Origin of the sequence: Labilibaculum sp., assembly GCF_963664555.1 — a bacterium.
In the GTDB taxonomy this organism is placed as follows: Bacteria; Bacteroidota; Bacteroidia; order Bacteroidales; family Marinifilaceae; genus Labilibaculum.
In genome coordinates, this window is record NZ_OY761461.1 from 2,410,175 (window position 1) to 2,430,413 (window position 20,239).

18 protein-coding genes are annotated in these 20,239 nt (G+C 35.8%); 12 read left to right on the forward strand and 6 right to left on the reverse strand.

Annotated elements, in window-relative coordinates; genetic code table 11:
* The first annotated feature begins 134 nt into the window (after nucleotides 1–134).
* Together ACKU4N_RS09600 and ACKU4N_RS09605 are read left to right on the forward strand one after the other, a co-directional pair.
* Nucleotides 135–374, forward strand: a complete 240-nt coding sequence (locus tag ACKU4N_RS09600) for an energy transducer TonB (RefSeq protein ID WP_407937245.1) — start codon at nucleotides 135–137, stop codon at nucleotides 372–374.
* A 188-nt stretch (nucleotides 375–562) separates the two neighbouring features.
* Nucleotides 563–1,279: an energy transducer TonB gene (locus ACKU4N_RS09605; protein WP_321322675.1), complete on the forward strand. Its 717-nt coding sequence runs from the start codon at nucleotides 563–565 to the stop codon at nucleotides 1,277–1,279.
* 63 nt (nucleotides 1,280–1,342) lie between these two features.
* Here the strand turns inward: ACKU4N_RS09605 and ACKU4N_RS09610 are convergent, their stop codons facing one another.
* The gene (locus ACKU4N_RS09610) at nucleotides 1,343–2,002 is read right to left on the reverse strand and encodes a B3/B4 domain-containing protein (RefSeq protein ID WP_321322676.1); all 660 of its coding nucleotides are present in this window, start codon (nucleotides 2,000–2,002) and stop codon (nucleotides 1,343–1,345) included.
* A 172-nt stretch (nucleotides 2,003–2,174) separates the two neighbouring features.
* On the opposite strand from ACKU4N_RS09610, the gene ACKU4N_RS09615 reads away from it, so the two are divergent.
* Genes ACKU4N_RS09615 through folK form a run of 3 tightly spaced genes read left to right on the forward strand, consistent with a single transcriptional unit; the run spans nucleotide 2,175 to nucleotide 3,684 of the window.
* Nucleotides 2,175–2,909 carry an SDR family NAD(P)-dependent oxidoreductase gene (locus ACKU4N_RS09615; protein ID WP_321322677.1) on the forward strand — a complete coding sequence of 245 codons (735 nt, stop codon included), beginning with the start codon at nucleotides 2,175–2,177 and terminating at the stop codon, nucleotides 2,907–2,909.
* A 10-nt stretch (nucleotides 2,910–2,919) separates the two neighbouring features.
* Nucleotides 2,920–3,282 (forward strand): dihydroneopterin triphosphate 2'-epimerase, encoded by a 363-nt coding sequence (folX, locus tag ACKU4N_RS09620; RefSeq protein WP_321322678.1) that lies wholly within the window; start codon nucleotides 2,920–2,922, stop codon nucleotides 3,280–3,282.
* A 27-nt stretch (nucleotides 3,283–3,309) separates the two neighbouring features.
* Complete coding sequence (gene folK, locus ACKU4N_RS09625; RefSeq protein WP_321322679.1) at nucleotides 3,310–3,684, forward strand: 2-amino-4-hydroxy-6-hydroxymethyldihydropteridine diphosphokinase; 375 nt, start codon at nucleotides 3,310–3,312, stop codon at nucleotides 3,682–3,684.
* Here the strand turns inward: folK and ACKU4N_RS09630 are convergent.
* From ACKU4N_RS09630 to ACKU4N_RS09640, 3 genes are all read right to left on the reverse strand, one after another.
* Complete coding sequence (locus ACKU4N_RS09630; RefSeq protein WP_321322680.1) at nucleotides 3,670–4,068, reverse strand: (deoxy)nucleoside triphosphate pyrophosphohydrolase; 399 nt, start codon at nucleotides 4,066–4,068, stop codon at nucleotides 3,670–3,672. The genes folK and ACKU4N_RS09630 overlap by 15 nt on opposite strands.
* Nucleotides 4,068–4,448 carry a C-GCAxxG-C-C family (seleno)protein gene (locus ACKU4N_RS09635; RefSeq protein ID WP_321322681.1) on the reverse strand — a complete coding sequence of 127 codons (381 nt, stop codon included), beginning with the start codon at nucleotides 4,446–4,448 and terminating at the stop codon, nucleotides 4,068–4,070. The genes ACKU4N_RS09630 and ACKU4N_RS09635 overlap by 1 nt, the downstream gene beginning before the upstream one ends.
* Before the next feature lie 547 nt (nucleotides 4,449–4,995).
* On the reverse strand, nucleotides 4,996–5,421 hold the full coding sequence (locus ACKU4N_RS09640) for a hypothetical protein (protein WP_321322682.1): 426 nt from the start codon (nucleotides 5,419–5,421) through the stop codon (nucleotides 4,996–4,998).
* Nucleotides 5,422–5,604: 183 nt separating this feature from the next.
* On the opposite strand from ACKU4N_RS09640, the gene ACKU4N_RS09645 reads away from it, so the two are divergent.
* Complete coding sequence (locus ACKU4N_RS09645; protein ID WP_321322683.1) at nucleotides 5,605–6,825, forward strand: DUF6051 family protein; 1,221 nt, start codon at nucleotides 5,605–5,607, stop codon at nucleotides 6,823–6,825.
* A gap of 44 nt (nucleotides 6,826–6,869) precedes the next feature.
* Here ACKU4N_RS09645 and ACKU4N_RS09650 read toward each other — a convergent pair whose 3' ends face one another.
* Nucleotides 6,870–9,806, reverse strand: a complete 2,937-nt coding sequence (locus ACKU4N_RS09650; protein WP_321322684.1) for an FAD-binding and (Fe-S)-binding domain-containing protein — start codon at nucleotides 9,804–9,806, stop codon at nucleotides 6,870–6,872.
* 204 nt (nucleotides 9,807–10,010) lie between these two features.
* Here ACKU4N_RS09650 and pta point away from each other — a divergent pair, with 204 nt between their 5' ends.
* The 6 genes from pta to ACKU4N_RS09680 all read left to right on the forward strand — a co-directional run bounded on the left by pta (nucleotide 10,011) and on the right by ACKU4N_RS09680 (nucleotide 19,288).
* Nucleotides 10,011–11,012: a phosphate acetyltransferase gene (gene pta / locus ACKU4N_RS09655; protein WP_321322685.1), complete on the forward strand. Its 1,002-nt coding sequence runs from the start codon at nucleotides 10,011–10,013 to the stop codon at nucleotides 11,010–11,012.
* 38 nt (nucleotides 11,013–11,050) lie between these two features.
* Nucleotides 11,051–12,259 carry an acetate/propionate family kinase gene (locus ACKU4N_RS09660; protein ID WP_321322686.1) on the forward strand — a complete coding sequence of 403 codons (1,209 nt, stop codon included), beginning with the start codon at nucleotides 11,051–11,053 and terminating at the stop codon, nucleotides 12,257–12,259.
* A gap of 230 nt (nucleotides 12,260–12,489) precedes the next feature.
* Nucleotides 12,490–15,537, forward strand: a complete 3,048-nt coding sequence (locus tag ACKU4N_RS09665) for a sensor histidine kinase (protein ID WP_321322687.1) — start codon at nucleotides 12,490–12,492, stop codon at nucleotides 15,535–15,537.
* A gap of 187 nt (nucleotides 15,538–15,724) precedes the next feature.
* Nucleotides 15,725–16,630 carry a bifunctional enoyl-CoA hydratase/phosphate acetyltransferase gene (locus ACKU4N_RS09670; protein WP_321322688.1) on the forward strand — a complete coding sequence of 302 codons (906 nt, stop codon included), beginning with the start codon at nucleotides 15,725–15,727 and terminating at the stop codon, nucleotides 16,628–16,630.
* A gap of 77 nt (nucleotides 16,631–16,707) precedes the next feature.
* On the forward strand, nucleotides 16,708–17,619 hold the full coding sequence (locus ACKU4N_RS09675; RefSeq protein ID WP_321322689.1) for a phosphate acyltransferase: 912 nt from the start codon (nucleotides 16,708–16,710) through the stop codon (nucleotides 17,617–17,619).
* A 508-nt stretch (nucleotides 17,620–18,127) separates the two neighbouring features.
* Nucleotides 18,128–19,288: a twitch domain-containing radical SAM protein gene (locus ACKU4N_RS09680; RefSeq protein ID WP_321322690.1), complete on the forward strand. Its 1,161-nt coding sequence runs from the start codon at nucleotides 18,128–18,130 to the stop codon at nucleotides 19,286–19,288.
* Nucleotides 19,289–19,435: 147 nt separating this feature from the next.
* Here the strand turns inward: ACKU4N_RS09680 and ACKU4N_RS09685 are convergent, their stop codons facing one another.
* Nucleotides 19,436–20,206: a GNAT family N-acetyltransferase gene (locus ACKU4N_RS09685; RefSeq protein ID WP_321322691.1), complete on the reverse strand. Its 771-nt coding sequence runs from the start codon at nucleotides 20,204–20,206 to the stop codon at nucleotides 19,436–19,438.
* Nucleotides 20,207–20,239: the final 33 nt, after the last annotated feature.

Here is a 20,239-nt window from a genome sequence, read left to right on the forward strand (position 1 = left end):
AGCCTGTTTACACAGAAGAAATTGTTGATGAAGTAAATCCTTTTGTAAGCGTACAGGAAATGCCAATTTTTAATCCTCAAAAAAATAAAACTTACGAAGAGGGGTGCAAAGATTTGTTTGTTACGATGCAAAGAATGGTTAGGTATCCAATAGCAGCCCAAGAGTCAAGTATTCAGGGTAAAGTATATGTGAAATTTGTTGTAACAAGAAATGGAGACATATCAAATATTCAGATGATTCGTAAAGTGGATCCTTTATTGGATGAAGAAGTTGTTCGTGTGGTACAAAATTTACCAAAATTTAAGCCTGGCAAACAATTTAATAAAAAAGTGCCGGTATGGTTTTCTGGTTATATTAATTTTGTTTTGCAATAAGTTTTCGTTGTACATAAGTCCATGGAAGTTTGCAACTATTACAGCTGAAATTCGTATATTTAGGTATAAAACGTGTTTTGAACTCATCCTCTTATGAGGACTTAAGCTAAACATTATTAGAGGTTTTTGGTGATGTTTGGTTTTTGTCATTACTGATACTCTACTTTAAATATTTAAAATGTTTAGCTATGATTCCCAAAAAGAGTCCAAATGCTGATTTGGAAAAACGAAAATCATTGTTTTTTGAAATTGGTTTGGTGGTGGCCTTAGCATTAACTTTTATATCTTTTGAATGGCCAACAAGAGTAAGAGAGGTCGTTGAAATTAGAAATTTGGTTGATTTAAAATTGGATGAAGAAATAATTCCAATCACCCGGCAAGAAGAAATTAAAGAGAAACCCAAACTACCACCCAAACTTCAATTAACCGATGTTATAAATATTGTTGAGGACGATACTGAATTGGAAACAGAAATTGAAATCGTTGAGGAGAACCTTAGTCAGGAAACTGAATTTGAAATCGCTCCACAAGAAGTATTTGTTGAGGAGGAGGTTGACGATGAAATGAAAATTTTTGTTATTGTTGAGGAAATGCCAATATTTAGGCCTGATATCTGTAAAAACAATGTTGAAGGTAATTTGGAACTGTATAGATACATAAATTCGAGTATCAGATACCCTGTTATTGCACAGGAAAACAATATTACAGGAAGAGTCTATGTTAGTTTTGTGGTGGGAAAAGATGGTGGTATTTCAAAAATAGAATTGCTTAGGGGAATTGACCCTTCATTGGATCAGGAAGCTCTGCGTGTAATTCGAAATTTACCCAAATTTGAACCAGGTAAGCAGAGGGGAAAGCCAGTGAAAGTTTCTTACTCCGTTGTAATAAATTTTGTGCTTCAGTAATAAATATTACAATACAGATTAATAAAAGTAAAGCCTGCAAAACTATTCTGCAGGCTTTTTTAATTATAATATCATTGATTGAATTTCTTCAGCCTCTGCATGTTTTTTTAATAGAGCAATTGCTAAATCCATTGCTTCAGGCAGAGCTTTCTCAGCCTGAAAACTAATAATGATCATGAGAAAGTTTTGACAATTTTCATTAATCTGGGTTCGTAAAGAATCGCTTGTAGGACTTCCAAATGCTCCCAGATCATCTCTGAAAATGGGTAGTCTGTCTATATTTAAAATGCCTCGTCCGATTCCTTCATAGGTTTCGTCAGCTTTTCCAATTCCAAAGCGGACAACACCTTCTATTTTGTCAGCATTGTATCCTCCAATTGAAAATCCACTTTTTATAGACACCAAGTTTAATAAATCCACTACATTATTTATTTTGTACAGACCTTTCCCATTTACAATTCTTCGTAACAGAGATTCTGCTGACAAGCGGTACCTGCTGGGATCTTTTCCAACTGCCCGATATCCTTTTCTTGAACTATTTATACTTGGAATATCTTTAATACCGGCAATTGCCAGTTTCTCTTGAATGTTTATTGTGCTTTCATTTATTGTCTGCCAAAGATCTGTGCATTCTTCTTTCGTATTTACCCTGCATTGAATAATGCCCAGGCGAAGAGATGGACAAATTTGTTTTAGTTCTGCTTCTATTTCTATTTTAGTCATATCAATTTTCATTCGCTAATCAGGATTTTCACTAATTGGCAATTTGAATGCAAAATACAGATTCTACTTATTTTATTGCAATTAATAACAGGAATAAATTTAATTTCAGAATCAGAAAAAATTTTATCATAAACTTTTTATCAGGAAAGATATTCGTTAACTTTAGATGATAATGACTGAAAAAATGACCTGTAAAACAGCTTTAATAACTGGTGCTGCAAAGCGAATTGGAAAATCTATTGCTATGCACATGGCAAAGAATGGTTTTAGTATTGCCATTCACTACAATTCGTCTAAAAATGATGCAATTTTGTTACAAACAGATTTGGTGAATAGGTATCCAGAACAAAAATTTAAGATTTTTAAAAGTGATTTGAATTCTGCTCAAGACACAGACCGTTTGATTGATAAGGTTTTACTGCATTTCGAGACGATTGACGTTTTAATAAATAATGCATCTGTTTTCGATTCCGGAGTAATTCAGGAGACTTCGCTAAAGTTGTTTCAGGATCAGATGAATGTGAATTTATTTGCCCCTTTTATTCTGTCAAGGGATTATGCCATGAACTGTGAAAAAGGATTGATTATAAATTTGTTGGATACTCGAATTGCAAACTATTCTAATTCGCATGCGGCTTACAGTTTGTCGAAAGTTGGATTGGCTCATTTAACGAAAATGGCTGCGCTTGAATTTGCACCAAAAATTAGAGTCAATGGAATCGCTCCTGGCGCAACTCTTCCTCCAGTGGATCAAGGGGTGGAATATTTGCAGAAGCTTGCAGAAAAAACACCAATGAAGATTTCAGGTGGAATTGAGCCCATCTTACAATCACTGGATTATATATTGGCAAATCAGACCCTAACCGGACAAATTTTGTATTGCGACGGAGGTGAACAACTCTTATAAATTATAATATATGGCTATTATTCGGGTGAAAAATTTGTTGATTAGAACTTATATTGGTTTTAATGAAGACGAACTTCGTAACAAACAAGATGTTGTGATTAATATGACAATTAAAGCTGATGTAGACAATGCTATTGCTAATGATGATGTTGATAATTCATACAATTACAAAACAATAACCAAAAAGGTGATTGTGCTTGTGCAGGAAGGTAAATTTAAAATGTTGGAGAATTTGACCCGGCAAGTATTGGATTTAATTTTGAAGAATCCCCAAGTGGAGTGGGCGAAAGTTGAGGTAGATAAACCTCATGCTTTGCGTTTCGCAGAATCTGTATCAATTGAATTAGAGGCTTACAGAGAAGGTGTTTCTTAAACGGAAGTTTCACTAAAGTAATATACAATGAACGATTGTATCGTAGGTATAGGATCGAATATTAATCCAACAGAAAACATTCGGAAGATGCTATGTCTTTTGTCGAAAGATCATTTGCTGAAAAAACATTCCAAATGGATTAGAACAGCGCCGATTGGAATTACCAATCAGGAGGATTTTATTAATGGAGCTGTGAGGTTAAGAACGCATCACTGCCGTGAGGAATTCAATTTGTATTTGAAACAATTGGAGGATAAAATGGGAAGGGACAGAAGTCTTCCAAAGTTTGGTCCGCGTATAATCGATTTAGATATTGTTGTATGGAATGATGAAATTGTGGATGAGGATTATCATTCAAGAGATTTTTTAAAGAAATCGGTGGATGAGCTATTGCTCGGCTAATTTCTGTTTTAGTTGTTTTGCAAGCTCAATATCTGCTGCAGCCCAGTTAATTTGATCTAATTCGCTAAACTCAATCCATTTGTAATTTTGATGAACTTTTAGGATTAATTCACCCGATAGATGTTCTGCAAAGTAGCTCAGTAAGTGAATTGGTTTGTTGCCATAATCAAAGATGCTGTCTCCAAAATAGTCAAGAACTTTTGTTTCAATTCCAAATTCTTCAAACAGCTCTCTCCTAAGGCATTCCTGAGGTGTTTCGTCAGATTCAATTTTTCCGCCCGGAAATTCCCATTTGCCGGATAATTCGTCATCCTTACTTCGTTGGGCAATAAATACCTTCCCGTTTTTAATGATTATTGCAGCTGTAACTTTGATCGGCTCCATTAGATATTGGAAGATGAAGGCGTTAATTCTTCGAGCAGATCGGATGCCAAACGAACAAGATTTTTGCAGGACATACTGTAGTTGAATTTGATATCGAAACAGGTAAGGTATTCAGATTTTTCTTGAAAACGTCTGGTGAATTCAGCCGATAATTCAGGCTTATCTTTCAGCAATTCTAAAGCCGCATGGTAAGCACCGCAATTGCCGTCTTTTGCTTTTCCGTTGCCAAATTTTGAGCATTCGTTTATCTCATCATTAGTAATCCCAAACTCTGTTTGAAAAGCTTTGTAGATTGCTTGAGCGCAGTTGTAATAACCAGGTGGTTTGTGAAAATATTTTAGGGCTATATCTGCCTTTGGGTTTTTATCGGAAAAGCTCATTGTTTAAAATATTGCTTTGGTAACAGGCAAATGTAGGCTTTTCCAAAAATATTATCCAAAAATTGGTATACTTCTTCAGCATATATGAAAAAAAAAGAATGACACTGCTCATTTTATATTGGAGAAAATCAGCGAAGAGTGTTGGGGGATTCTGGCTTGCTTTTTTATGATTAGCAAAATGTGTATTTCATTAAAAAAGAGAAGTCTTTTGTAAGCTAAATGGTAAGACTTGGAATGCTTCATGTCTTATTTATCACCATGAAAACTCCAATTAATACTAATGATCACAATAAAATTAATGATGGCAGCAATTTGATTGCCATTTTTTTTGTCAATACTCTTGTTTTTAATATATGTCTGAATTTTATATGTTTTAGACGGAGTTAGAGGAAAAAGGCAGTTATTTTTAAAGGAAATTATTTTTAGTCAAAAGTTTAAAATCATTCAGTTATTTCAATGCAGTTTCCCTCAGGATCTAATATGACACTTTCGTAACAACCATCTTCTGTTGTTCTTGGATTTTCCGATATGCAAAACCCAACTTCTCTTATTTTATGTTTTGTTGGATTGAAATTTTCTCTTTTAGCAATTTGATTTTCGATTCGTTGCTCAGCGAAAAAGTATTGGAATTCTTTTCTGAAAATTCTAATAGTAATAAAGAATTTTCGTAATAATTTAAGCCAATCACCTTATCGCCTTTAGCAATATTCAATTCTGCCTCAGCAAAAAAGAGCTCCGATAATATTTTTAAATGCCCATTCGTGTAATTGTGTATCGTAAGCAAATCTTCGGTGAGTTTTTCTTTTGGGAGATTTCTAAAAAAGGAAGCATCCTTTTTTAAAAAATCGAGATAAGCATTGTCAAGTAGTCTTGTTGCCTGAGTTAAATCACCATTTTTAATCAAACTTAAAAGGAGAGCGATTAAATCAGCAATCATTTCAATCATTCGCATGATAAAGTCTTTCTGGTACATAAATTTTATTTGGAGTGTTTTTTTGTTTCGTAATTGTAAAAATAATCAGAAAAAATTAAGAAGTATATCTAATTATTGGATTGTTTTTTGTTAATCAGCGGTGTTTTTGTAAATTCGAATTTTGCAATAGAATACAGATGATTGTATTCAGCAATCTATATCAATACATTAAAGTTTATTATTATGTCATATATTGATCGGTGTCAAAAATTGAAATTGGCCTTTGATGGAGGAGAATCAGACTTTGATGAGATGGAATTTAGGGAGTATCAATTTCATTCTTTAGCACACGATATTTTACCTGGAAAAACCAACTATTATTGTGAAAGTCATAAGTTGGATCTTATTGAGAACATGTTCGCTCAGAATGAAATTGGTGAAATACAGGACGATGTTCATATGGATGATGTTGTTGTTGAGGAAAATCAAAACTTCAGTTATAAGATATTAAAACCCAAAGGGATTAGTAAGATAAAAAAGCTGACGTTTATTTTTCATGGCTTTAATGAAAAAACGTGGGATAAATATCTACCTTGGGGACAAGCTATTTGCGAGAAAACACAGAGTGCAGTTGTCTTTTTTCCGATTGCATTTCATATGCAGCGTGCACCAAAGCACTGGAGCGATAAAAAGGCAATGTTTGAATTGAGTAAAAAACGAAAAGCCCAATTTCCAAATATTATTGGCTCCTCATTATCTAATGTAGCCATTAGCATGCGGCTTCATTCCATGCCGCAAAGGTTTATATGGTCGGGTTTACAAACCTATTACGATATCATTCAATTTATTGAAGAGTGTAAAAGTGGCAAGCATGAATTAATCGATAAGGATTTTAGTTTTGATATTTTTGCATACTCTATTGGAGGTTTTTTGGCTGAAATTCTGAAGTTAACAAACCATAAAAATTATTTTAGTGAAACAAAGCTGTGTTTGTTTTGCAGTGGTGCTGTATTTAATCGATTGTCTCCGGTTTCTAAATTTATTTTGGATAGTGAAGTCAATGTTACTTTATATTCTTATTTGGTTGAGCATTTCAGCAGTTTTTTAAAAAAAGACAACCTTTTGCATCATTATATTGAAGAAGATCATTTGGAAGGAAAGGTGTTTCATACCATGTTGGAGTACAAAAACATGAGATATTTTAGAGAATCTTTGTTTAAAAAAGCTGAAAATCAGATTTATGCGATTGCCTTGAAAGGAGATTCTGTTTTTCCGACTTACGAGATTGAAAATACCTTGAAAGGAGCCTCCAGAGATATTAATATTACTGTTGAAGAACTTGATTTTTCATATTCATATTCGCATGAAAATCCATTTCCAATGAATAAGGCAGATTCTGTAAATATTGAAGAAAGCATGGATTTGGTATTTAGTAAAGTTTGCGATTTTTTTAACCGGAAATAAATCTGATTGGACTAGGAATTTTGAATAATAGGCATCTATTAACATCAGAACGGTATTAGGGCTTCAAATAAAATTTCAACTGGATGCAAGGCTTCCCGTTCTGTTTCATCCTTTATCTGATGACGGCAGGAGGTGCCTGAAGCAGCTAACAATGTTGTTTTTGGAGTATTTCGCACCTCGGGAAGAAGTACCAGTTCACCAACTTTTTTACTTAAATCGTAATGCTCTTTTTCGTAACCAAAGGATCCGGCCATGCCACAACAGCCTGATTGTATTTCTGTTGCGATGTAATTCTCTGGAAAGCTTAATATTTCTTTTATAGGTAAGGATGAAGCAAGAGCTTTCTGGTAACAATGTGTATGGAATTTAATTTCTTTTTTTGCTGAAGTAAATTGTTCTTTTCTAATTCTGCCGTTTTTCATTTCCTGATGCAAAAACTCTTCAATTGTAAAAGTATTTTTCGATAGTCTTTTAGCATCTTCTATCATATTCGGAGTAACCAACTCAGGATACTCATCACGAAAAGTAAGTATTGCTGATGGTTCAATACCAATGAGCGGACATTCTTTCGTGATTAAGTCTTTAAGCAGGTTCACGTTTTTTATTGCCAGGAATTTAGCCTTTTTCACCAAGCCTTTCGATAAATAAGTTCTGCCGCTTTCTTCATGTTTTGGAATAATAACCTGATAGTTCAGACGTTCAAGCAGTTGAATTGTTTTAATGCCTATTGGAGTATCGTTATAGTTTGTAAATTCATCAGCAAATAAATATATCTTCTTATTATTTGATTCTTTTTTGGATGATGAATGCCATTTTCGAAGTGTTGTTTTATGCAATCTGGGAATGCTTCTTTTTTCAGCAAAACCAAGATTTTTTTTTACTATTTTGCCTATTGTGGGATGTTGATTCACATAGTTGAACAGGCTGGGAGCATAACTACCCAATTGATTTATTTTCGTGATGTTGGCAATTAGCCTACTTCTAAAAGGAACTGGATTTGAATCGTAATATTGTTGTAAAAATTCAGCTTTTAGCTTGGCCATATCAACGCTCGACGGGCATTCCGATTTACAAGCTTTACACGATAAGCATAAATCTAAAATGTCATATAATTCCTTGTGATTGAATGGATTGATTTTGTCTGAGTCGGTAAGAAATTCACGAAACAGATTGGCTCTTGCCCGGGTAGTTAGTTTTTCATCCAGTGTGGCCTGATAACTTGGACACATTCCCTTGCCGGTGATATGAGTGTTTCTGCAATCGCCGGATCCGTTACAACGTTCTGCAGCACGAACAATTCCCATGTCGTTGGAGAAATCGAAATAAGTTTGAATATTACGGGTTTTCTGATTGGGTTCATAACGCAAATGGGTATTCATTTTTGGCGTATCTACAATTTTACCGGGATTAAAGATGTTGTTGGGATCCCAGCATTGTTTGATATCCCGTAAGAGCTGATAGTTTTGTTCTCCAATCATAATGGAAATAAATTCACCACGCAGTCTTCCATCACCATGCTCACCACTCAACGATCCATTGTACTTTTTCACAAGTTTCGCAGAATCCAAACCAATGGTATGAAATTTCTCCTGATCTTTGGAATCTTTCAAATTTAACACAGGCCGCATGTGAATTTCTCCGGTTCCAATATGCGCATGAAATATGCATTGTATTTCATGTTTTTTCATTAAATCCTTAAATTCGGTAATGTAATCGTATAATATTTCAGGAGTTACCGAGGTGTCTTCAATTAAAGAAACTGGTTTTGCATCACCTTTCATATTCGATAAAATTCCCAGAGCTGATTTGCGTAAATCCCAAACTCGCGACATGTTATCTGCTCCTGAAACTATTGGGAAATGATAGCCAAGTTTTTTCTCTCGAAATTCAGCTTCCATTTCCCGGGCAATTTTCTCGATTTCGTTTTTTGATTCTCTTGCAAACTCAATTATGAGCAATGCACCCGGATTTCCTTTTAAAAAGAACCGGTTTTTTGCTTGTGTAATATTTCCTTCAGTTAATTTCAGAATCTGATCATCCATTAATTCAACTGCACCCGGATGATATTTTAAGGCAATAAGATTCCCTTGAATTGCCTCTTCTAAATTTTCAAAATGAGCACAAATCAATGCTTTTTCTTTGGGAGGAACTGGTACCAGACTTAATTTTATTTCGGTTGTGAGAGCCAATGTTCCTTCTGATCCAGCTAAAAGCTGACTAAAATTAAAAGCTTTTCCCTTTGAATGAAAAGGAGAGGAGGATGCTAATATATCAATGGCATAACCGGTATTTCTTCTTTTTATTTTCGGATCGGGATATTCTCCTGCAATTGCTTCCTGATTTTTATCAGATGACAGAATACTTTTTATTTGCTGATACAATTTAGATTCTAAACCTTTGTTTTCATTGCATTTACGTTCAAATTCTTCATTGCTTAAAGGGGAAAAAACCGCTTTACTGCCATCGCTTAGCAGGCAAGTTACTTCGATAGTATGATCGCGTGTGCTCCCATAGATAATAGAATGCGATCCGCAGGAATTATTTCCCAGCATTCCACCCAGCATGCAACGACTGCTGGTTGAGGTTTCCGGACCAAAGAACAAACCGTAATCTTTTAAATACAGGTTTAATTCATCAAGTATTACACCAGGCTGAACCCGAACCCAGGCTTCCTCTTTGTTGACTTCAAGAATTTTAGTGAAATGTTTTGATATATCAACCACAATTCCATTACCAACTACCTGTCCGGCCAAAGATGTTCCTGCAGCTCTTGGGATTAGTGATAAATTTTCATCAGATGCAAATTGGATTAAATGTTGTAAGTCACCTTCTGTTTTAGGATGACAAACTGCAAGAGGAAGAACTTTATAAGCGGAAGCATCAGTTGCATAGATAAGACGAGTGGTTATATCGCGATGTAGTTCTCCTTCCATTTTGCTTGTAAGTTCCTCAAATAAAAGGCTTTGTTTTGTTAGTTTCATAGGGCTGGTGTGATTGTGATAATCGATTCTTTAAAATTGAAATTAATCTTTTATTTTAAAAAGCCGGCTTATTGAGAATGAATATTTATTAAAAAAATCAATTAAAAACTGTAAAAAATTTTTGAATTAGGAATCTAAAGTTTACGTTTTATTCATACTTTTGCAAAGTCGAGATTACAAAACTGATTAAAATACTGAATACCAATGGACTTATTGCAGAAAATTAAGGAGAATGCACGTTTAAGTGGTAAAACAATTGTTTTACCTGAAGGAACAGAGGAGAGAACTTTACAAGCTACTGATATCCTTTTAAGTGAAAAAATCGCTAAGATTATCCTGATTGGAAACCCTGACGAAATCGCTTCTGAGGCGACTCGCTTAAATTTGAAAAATATCGGTGAGGCGATAATTGTTGATCCTAAAAATCATGACAAAATGGAAGCTTATGCTGAAATTTTGCTTGAATTGAGAAAGAGTAAAGGAATGACAATGGAAAAAGCCATGGTTTTGGTTCAGGATCCTTTGTATTTAGCAACCTTAATGATTAAAGCTGGTGATGCAGACGGCGAAGTTGCCGGTGCTTTAAATGCTACGGGTGATGTATTACGTCCGGCATTTCAGATTATAAAAACAATGCCGGGTATTTCTGTGGTATCAGGTGCTTTTATAATGATTTTAAAAGATAAAACATTTGGTGATAATGGAATGATGGTATTTGCAGATTGTGCAGTTCATCCAAATCCTACAGCAAGTGAATTGGCTGAAATTGCCGTAGCTACTGCAAAAACCACAAAAGCAATTGCTAAAATGGAACCTCGTGTAGCCATGTTAAGTTTCTCTACTATGGGATCTGGTAAACACGAAATGGTTGATAAAGTAGTTGAAGCAACCCGTTTGGCAAAAGAAATGGCTCCGGAATTTCAAATTGATGGTGAAATGCAGGCTGATGCTGCTATTGTAGAAGCCATTGGTGCTCAGAAAGCTCCTAACAGTGCAGTTGCCGGACGAGCTAATGTTTTGGTTTTCCCTACTCTGGAAGTTGGAAATATTGCATACAAACTGGTTCAGCGTTTGGCTGGAGCCGAAGCGGTAGGTCCTATTTTACAAGGAATGGCAGCGCCAATTAATGACTTGTCAAGGGGTTGTTCCGTTAGCGATATAGTAAACTTGGTTGCTATAACAGCGAATCAGGCTGCAGGATTATAATAAATAAAATATCAAACAAAATAAAAAACAAAATTCTGATGAACGTTCTAGTTTTTAATTGTGGCAGCTCTTCCTTAAAGTATCAGTTATTAAGTATGGGTGAAGAAGCCACTTTGTTGGCAAAAGGTCTTGTTGAGAGAATTGGTCTTAAAGAAGGCGTTATTTCTCACAAACCAGAGGGGAAGAAGAAGTTCGAGTCGGTTCAGGATATTCCAAATCATGGAGTAGCAATCGACCTTGTACTAAAAGCACTTGTTCACCCAGAACACGGTGTTATCTCAAGTCTTAAAGAAATTGATGCTGCAGGTCATCGTGTAGCTCATGGCGGTGAATATTTTAAAGATAGTGCCCTTATTGATGCGAAGGTTAAAGAATTGATAGCGTCATGTTGTGAATTGGCGCCACTTCATAATCCAGCTAATTTAGAAGGAATTCTTTCTATGGAAAAACTACTTCCGGGTATTCCTCAGGTTGCTGTTTTTGATACATCTTTCCACCAAACACTCCCACCGGAGGCATTCATGTATGGATTGCCATATGATTGTTACGAAACTCTTCGTGTTCGTAAATATGGTTTTCACGGAACCAGTCATAAATTTGTTGCTAACAAAGCATGTGAAATTTTAGGATGGAACATTGCGGATAAGAAAATTGTTAGCTGTCATTTGGGTAACGGAGCATCTGTTTGCGCAATTGATGGTGGAAAATCTATTGAAACATCAATGGGATTTACTCCAAATGAAGGTTTGTTAATGGGTACTCGTACAGGTAATTTGGATTTGGGTGCACTTCTTTATATCGCTGAAAAGAAAAATTTGTCGATTGATGAAACAAACAAATTGATCAATAAACAAAGTGGATTGGCTGGTATTTCAGGTATCTCTTCTGATATGAGAGATTTGGAAATTGCTGCCGAAGGAGGAAATAAAAGAGCTCAATTAGCTTTGGATATGTTTGCTTATCGCGTGAAGCGTTTTGTAGGCTCATATACTGCATCTATGGGAGGTGTTGATTTGGTTATCTTTACTGGTGGAATTGGCGAGAATGATCCGGTTTCCCGTGCTAAGATTGCTGGTGATTTTGGTTATTTGGGTCTTGATTTTGACTTCGAAAAGAATGATGGTTTACGCGGTAAAGACGCAATTATTTCTAAAGAAGAATCAAAGGTGAAAGCCATGGTTATTACAACAAACGAAGAATTGGTTATTGCTTCAGATACACTGCGTATTGTAAGTGCAGTGGACTAATTCGGCGAATAATTATACAGTAAAGCCCTGTCAAAAGACAGGGCTTTTTTTTTGTGAAAATGATATCTTTTTTAACGGCATTCATTGTTGAGTTGTAAGTTAAAAGTCTTATCAGTCATAAAAAAAATCGTTATAAACTTTTTTTTTGAAACAAAAGATCATAATTGTCGTTAAGGTACTAGTATTCATATAATAAATACTTTTTTGCAGTGTAAATCGAAAACTATTCAATGCTTAGAATATCCATCTTATCAGTTCGGTTTTTTCTTATTTTATTATTGATCTCAAATTCATTTTCTTCTGAAGGGCAGAGAACGAATTTTCGGTTTTATCAATACAACAAAGAGAATAAACTAAATGAAGAATTGGTTAAATCCGCTCAGCAGGATTCTTTGGGAGTATACTATTTCGCTACAGACAAAGGAGTATTATGCTTGCAGAATGATCATTTTGTACCACTTATTTTACCAGAAGGGAAATCGAGCTATTTTAAAGAGTTATTCAGGAGAAAGAATGGAGAACTTTTGGCAGTTTCTGATGATGCTGTTTATAAAATTGCTGGATCATTAGAAAAAGCAGAGCTGGAATTGTTTATAGAATGCAATATTGCTCCTTCTCAACCGAAATACCCCAAGCATTTATTTGAGGATCAGAAGAATAATTTATGGATTACGGATTACAATCATATTTATAGGTACAAAGGGGAGGCTGTTGAAAAATTCGAAATGGAGAACCAAAACATGACTTCATCTTATGTGAGATCTTTTCAGTTTCTGGAGTGTGATAATGGAAATTTAATTGTAGTTTCTCAAAAAGGGTGGTTTTATAGCTTTAATAATCAAAGCAATAAATTTATTGGGCTGAATTTTAATCTCAATCTTATTATTCATTCTTCTTTTAAAATAGGTGCTAATGAATTTTTACTGGGCACCTCTCAGGGAGTTATTAAAATAGTGTTTGATTCTCAAGCCAAAGTCATTAGGAAAGATGTGATAACAGAGGATATTATTGCATCTTGTTTCGAAAGGGTTTCTGATAATAAAATTGTAATTGGAACATGGTTTCAAGGTCTTGCTGAGCTTGATATTGCAGATAAATATTCAGTGACCAATGTTGGAGGTTTTCCTTATTTCACGGTTAATGATATTTTTTTGGATGATTTTGGGAAATATTGGGTATCCACAAATTCGGGCGTTGTGCTTATGGAAAAGAAGTTCTTTTCATATCAATTTCAATCTTCGAATTCGGAATATATTGCATCTATTGATCTTACTGATAATGGGAATGTAAATTTTGCCGGCACAACGGGTGTTTTCAAAGTGAATAATAAAAAAGACATTGAGAGGCTGCCTATCAATTTTGCAGGATCGCTAAATGTTTTTAAGACTTCGGGAGATCTAAAATTAATAGGCACCGAGCAGGGGCGGTTTATTGTTTTTAAAGGCGAAGATTTACTTTTGGATATAGCCATTTCAAATCAGGCGGTTACCAGCATTCAGGTTTCTTCAGAACAAATTGCCTGGGTAGTTGCCAACAAAGAATTATTTAAGGTTAATTTAACGACCGGTCAGGTGACGAGTTATCTTGATTCATTTCGGGGACAACGCATCGTGCAGGATATAATCCTGGATTCGAAACAGAATCTTTATATTGGCGGGGAGTTTAAGCACTCCTATTTGTTTAAATATGACTTTGCTAAAGATGATATTATTAATATCAGTAAACCAATTTCATTTGCAATTGGTGAAGATTTTTGGGTGATCGATCTTGAGATGCATAAGGATATGCTCTATATGGGCACTTCGGAAGGTTTGTTAAAATATACTGAAAATCTTGTTGAAAGAGTCGATTTGGGTGAAATGTCAAATAGTGAAGTTAATTCCGTTGCAATAGACAAACAAAATTCAATATGGCTGACGACAAGCAAAGGAGTAGTTCGTAAACGGAAATCTGATATTTCCTTGTTCACACCGGAGCAAGGTTTGCCTTCAAAAACATTCATCAACCGAAGTTTACTGGTTGATTCGAAGAATTATTTATGGGTAGGAACTTCTAATGGTATTGCTTTCGCATCTATTTCAGATTCTATTCTATCAACTCCTATGCCTTTAGTATATGCAGCAGATTACGAAGGGAAGCTTATTCTTCAAAATAGTACTGTATCGATGAGGGCGAACTCGATGTTATTATTGGATGTTGCCGCCAGTATCTATCCGCAAAAACAAAATAAATTTCAATTTTGTACAATTAATGCCTCTCAAAAAAGCCTGGATTGGAAAGAGCTATCGGCAAAAAATCAGATTTTACTATCAGAACTAAAACCAGGAAACTATCAGATTTGCATTCGTGGAAAGCATGAAGGAAATTATACATGGAGCGAACATCGCATTATTTCGATTGTTGTAAAACAGGTATGGTATTTAAGCTGGTACACTATTCTTATCGAACTTTTAATCATATCATTTCTGATTTATTTAACGAATAAATACAGCAAAAGAAGAACAAAGAAGAATCTGTTAGCACTTGAGAAAATTGTCTCTGACCGAACAATACAGCTGCAAAATGCAAATGAGAGTTTATCGACTGCGAATATTGCAAAAGATAAATTTCTATCGATAATTGCTCACGATCTTAGGAATCCGTTTAATGCCATTCGTGGATTTTCAAGGATGCTGATAAAGGATTCTGATATTTTGACAGAAGAAGAAAAAAATGAGCTGATTGAGACTATATATAGAAGTTCTGATGATACATTTAAGCTTTTGGAAAGCTTATTGGAATGGGCCAATGTTCAGAAGGGAAATTTTAAATTAAATGTAGAAGAGTTTGATTTGAAATCTCTTTTGGAGAAAAATCTGAATATTCATAAGAGTTTGGGATTGTTAAAAGGGCTTGACGTAAAAGGTGAATTTGATCATGTAAATGTGAAAGCTGACAAGGCGATGATAGATACTGTGATTCGAAATTTAATGTCAAATGCAATTAAATTTTCATTTCCTGGTCAAACAATTACATTAAGTTCGAATAGGACGAATGGTTTTGTTGTGATTCAGGTTTCAGATCAGGGGATTGGAATGACGGAAAAGCAATTGGAACAACTATTCAAAATTGATACTGTATTTACCAGCGAAGGTACCGCAAATGAATCGGGTACTGGATTCGGACTAATGCTCTGCAAAGAATTTGTAGAATTGAATGGGGGTAAAATTTGGGTGGAGAGTGTAAAAGACAAAGGGACAAGTTTCTTTTTCTCGATTCCCAAAATAACTGAACTCTAAAAAATCTTCCTTTTTGGTCTTGTGAAATTGCAATTTGCAATTTGCAATAATATCACATCTAAAAGATAATATTTGTAGGTTTTGATGTCTGGTTTCAATGCAATTCGTAATTATTTTCTATTTTTGCCTTACACTTAAACAATAAGGATTTAATTTCCTGAAACACATTCACTAAAAAATATTGAAGATGATTACACGTTTAGATCAAATCATTGATGTTCTTAAAAACAGCGAAAAGAAGCGTTTGGTAGCTGCTTATGCGAACGATTCTCATACTATTGGAGCGGTAAATGATGCAGTGCAGCAAGGCATTATTGATGCGACATTGGTCGGCGACAGAGAAATGATAGAGAAAATTTGTGCGGAATACAATTTTGACATCGCTAAGTTTACGATTGTGCACGAACCGGATGAATTAAAAGCGGCCCTAAAATCTGTTGAGTTAATCAACAATGGTGAAGGTGATATGATTATGAAAGGTCTTGTTAGTACAGATAAGTACATGAAGGCAATTTTAAATAAAGAAACCGGACTGATGCCTCCAAAAGCAGTTTTAAGTCATGTTACCGTGATGGAGAATCCAAATTACTACAAATTAATGGTAGTAAGTGATGTTGCCGTTATTCCTCAGCCCGATTTAGATCAGAAGATTGCGATCACCAACTATGTTATAAATGTTGCACGTGCTTTGGGTATCAATAAACCTAAGGTTGCCTTAATTGCGGCTTCGGAACAGGTTTTACCAAAAATGCAGGCGTGTGTCGATGCGGCTATCATTTCGAAGATGGCAGACCGCGGTCAAATTAAAAATGCTTATGTTGACGGCCCTTTGGCTATTGATGTTGCTATTGATAAAGAATCAGCAGAGATTAAGAAATTGGATTCGATGGTTGCCGGTGATGCAGACTGTATGGTATTTCCAAATATAGAAGCAGGTAATGTATTTTACAAGGTGAACACCAAATTGGCAAATGCTGAATTGGGAGCAATGGTTGTTGGGGCAAAATGTCCGGCAATTCTTTCTTCCCGCGGCGATAGCGTAAAAACCAAATTGTATTCTATCGCATTAGCGGCTTTGGTGGCTTCAAAATAAGTTACAGGTGTCAGGTATCAAGAGTGGCCTTTTGTCTTGATTCCTGATGTTTTTCTCACTTCTCAAATCTTTAAAAAATGTCCCCAATACGTTCACTCGGTCAAATGGTCGAACATCTTCGCAAGAGCGGAAAAAAGAAGAAAATTGCTGTAGCATATGCTCAGGATCCAAACACCATTGGAGCAATTGCTAAAGCCATCGCAGAAGGATTTGTAGAGGCTGTTATGATTGGCGATGAAGCAGAGATTAGAAGTAAAGCCAAGGATGAAGGAATTAATCCTGATGTATTCACGATTGTTCATATTCCAAACGATGTAGCGGCAACAACTGAAGCCGTTCGCATGGCACGTTTCGATGATGTGGATGTGGTGATGAAAGGTTTGGTAGGTACCGATAAATTTCTGAAAGCAGTCTTAAACAAAGAGGATGGTTTGTTGCCGCCAAAAGCAGTAATGAGCTACGTTTGTGCATTGGATTTGCCCAAATACAACAAGCTTTTGTTTGTTTCGGATACAGCAGTATTGCCTTTTCCTGATTTGAATCAGAAAATTGCTATGGTGAACTATTCGGTGAAAATGGCCCGGAAGTTTGGGATTGAAAAACCAAAAGTGGCCTTGATATCGGCAACAGAGAAACCAAATACAGCATTTCCGTCGAGTATTGATGATGCAATTATTTGCAAAATGGCCGATCGTGGTCAGATAAAAGATTGCATTGTTGATGGTCCATTGGATGTGTTTTTGGCTTGCGATCCTGCTTCGGCAGAGATTAAAGGAATTCCAACACCAATAAATGGTGAGGCAGATTGCCTGGTATTTCCATCATTGGAAGCATGCAACTCATTTTACAAAGGATTGATGCTGTTTGCGGGTGGTGAGCTGGCTGGCTTAATTCAGGGAACAACAAAACCAGTTGTGGTGATGTCGCGAAGCGAAAGCGAAAAATCGAAATTCTATTGCATTGCACTGTCGGTTTTAATGGCAGACTAAAATATTTGGTAATTATCAATTGATAATTGAAGAGGCGCGAAGTATCGTGTCTCTTTTTTTTGCGTAAAGAAGTTTAACCACGAAGAAAACGAAGTAATTCTTAAAGAGGCAAAAAGGGAAAAGATTGAAACACAAAGAACACGAAGGCATTCACAAAGTGGCACAAATGCTAAAATAATTATACCACAGAGGCGCAGAGAAGAAGGGTTGTATTGCTTGTGTTATTTGATAATTATTAATTTACAACATCAAATTCACAAAAAATATCCTATCCAAAGACTGTGTTCGACTCCGTGTCTCAGTGGTGTAAAATAATTGGTGAAGCCAAAGAAGTTTAACCACGAAGGAAAAAGAAGTTATTCACAAAGTGGCACAAAGGCTAAAATTGAAGTATTCTCAGAGCTGGGAAAAATAATTGAACCACAGAGGCACAGAGAAGAACAAGATAGCGTATGCTATTTTATAATTATTAATTCCTAACTCATAATTCAATTCCTATCTTTGTTAAATGACAAAAGCAAAACCATATTGCCTGATGCCCTGGATACATTATCATGTAGGAAATGCCGGACGTGTAAAAGCTTGTTGTGTTGCCAATATTCCTTACGGCGATTGCAATACTCAGTCTTTAGCCGAAATATGGAATGGCGATGCCATCAACGAATTAAGAGCGAAGTTTGCCAAAGGAGAAAAAGATTCCCGCTGTGCAGTTTGTTGCCGTATTGAGGAAGCCGGAGGGAAGAGCATACGACAGGAAACACACGAAAAGTTTGGTGCCGATTTTCAGGAGAAGGAAACGAATTTGCCTTTTACTTTTGACATCCGTTTTTCGAATGCCTGTAATTTTGCCTGCCGCACCTGCTGGCATGGTGCCAGTTCAGGATGGTTTCCCGAGGCAAAACAAATGAAACGTAATTTAGGTGAGAAAGCTTTATTGCAGAATATTCAGGATTTTGATGCGTTTATTGCAGAAACAGGAGAAGCCTTGCTGCAGGCCAAAGAAATTTACTTTGCAGGCGGCGAACCTTTGCTTACCAAAGAACATTACCTTTTGCTTGATTGGCTGGTGAAAAATAAAGCCACACAAATTCACTTGCGATACAATACCAACTTTTCCCTGCTTCAAATGGGAGAGTACAATGTATTGGATTACTGGAAACAATTTTCGAAAGTAGAAATATTGGCGAGCATCGATGCACATGGTAAACTCGGTGAATACATCCGAAAAGGCTTTGATTGGGAGCAGTTTCAGGCGAACAGGGAATTGATTCGCAAACACAGGCACATCAAATTTCTCATTGCCCCAACCATTTCAGTTTTTTCCATTTTGAATTTGCCTGCTTTGTACCAGATTTGCCTGCTCGAGCAGATTATTGAAGCCGATGGCCTTTACATTAATCTACTCGACCGTCCTTTGCATTACAATACAAAAGCACTGCCCGAAAGCTATAAACAGAAGGTGGTTGCAGCCTTTCATCAATTTTACCAATGGGCAGCAAAAAAACAGATTCCCCAATCGGTGATCCGCCAATTTAAAGAATGCGAATTCTATATGCTAAGCGATGATCTTTCGAAACAATGGAAAAGCTTTGAGAAGGAAACGGCGCTTTTGGATGAGATGAGGGGAGAGAGCCTTGATGAGGTGCTGATTAGGACTTATGAATTCTGAGAATGAAGACACAATCCAGAAGTGTGTCAATTAGATTATTTCATAAAACGGTCTGAAAGGTTTACTATCATTGTCATTCTGAGCTTGTCGAAGAATCTTTAGCTGTGAACAGCAAATGTTTTGATATTGCTCATTTCCCCTTGTGTCTTATTTATGCTTTTCCATCACTTTGTCAAATCGGCTGTCCATACAAACACTGATATCGGTGGTTATAAATTTCCCATTGTAAAACAGACTGAAAATTGTTGCGGGGGTTGGTGCAGATTGAGCCAGTTCCATACTGTCCAGTTGAATAATTTTTAACGGCAGGTTTCTTTTTTTTGCTGTTTCAACCATCGAATTTCTTACGTGATACTCTGAGAACGGACAACGATTTGAATAGTAAACCACTAATCCATTTTTATCAATCATGTTGTTGCTTTTTACAGAATCTTTAAATTTTGGATTGTCAGCCTTGGGGTTTATCTTTTTCGCCAATAAACTAAATCCGGAAGGCAGCTCCTCAAAAGTTTCAAATTCTTGTTTTAAGAGCCATTTAGTATTGTTCATAAAGTGAAACTTTTTCGTTCCAACAACTGTAACCAGACCGTTTTTGCCTTGTGATTCAGCATCTTTAAGGGCGAGTCTTACTAATTCTTTTCCGTAACCCTTACCTTTGTATTGGCCCGAAACCCAAAAACAGTTTACCAACAAATAATTTGCGGCTTCAATGGGAACCCATCCTTTTTCAGCGGGGCCATATTCGATAAAGACTTTCGCTCTTGCATCAATTCTTCGGAATACGTATTCGTTGTCGAATTCCTTTTTCAGCCAGTCTTTTTTTAATTCGTAACTGTCCTTGCATTTTTTGTCTGAGATAGCACAACAAATATGTTCCTTGTCAATATTTGATTGATTCAGTGTAATAATTTTTTCCATTTTTCTTATTTCGCTTGCATGCTTTTACCAAAC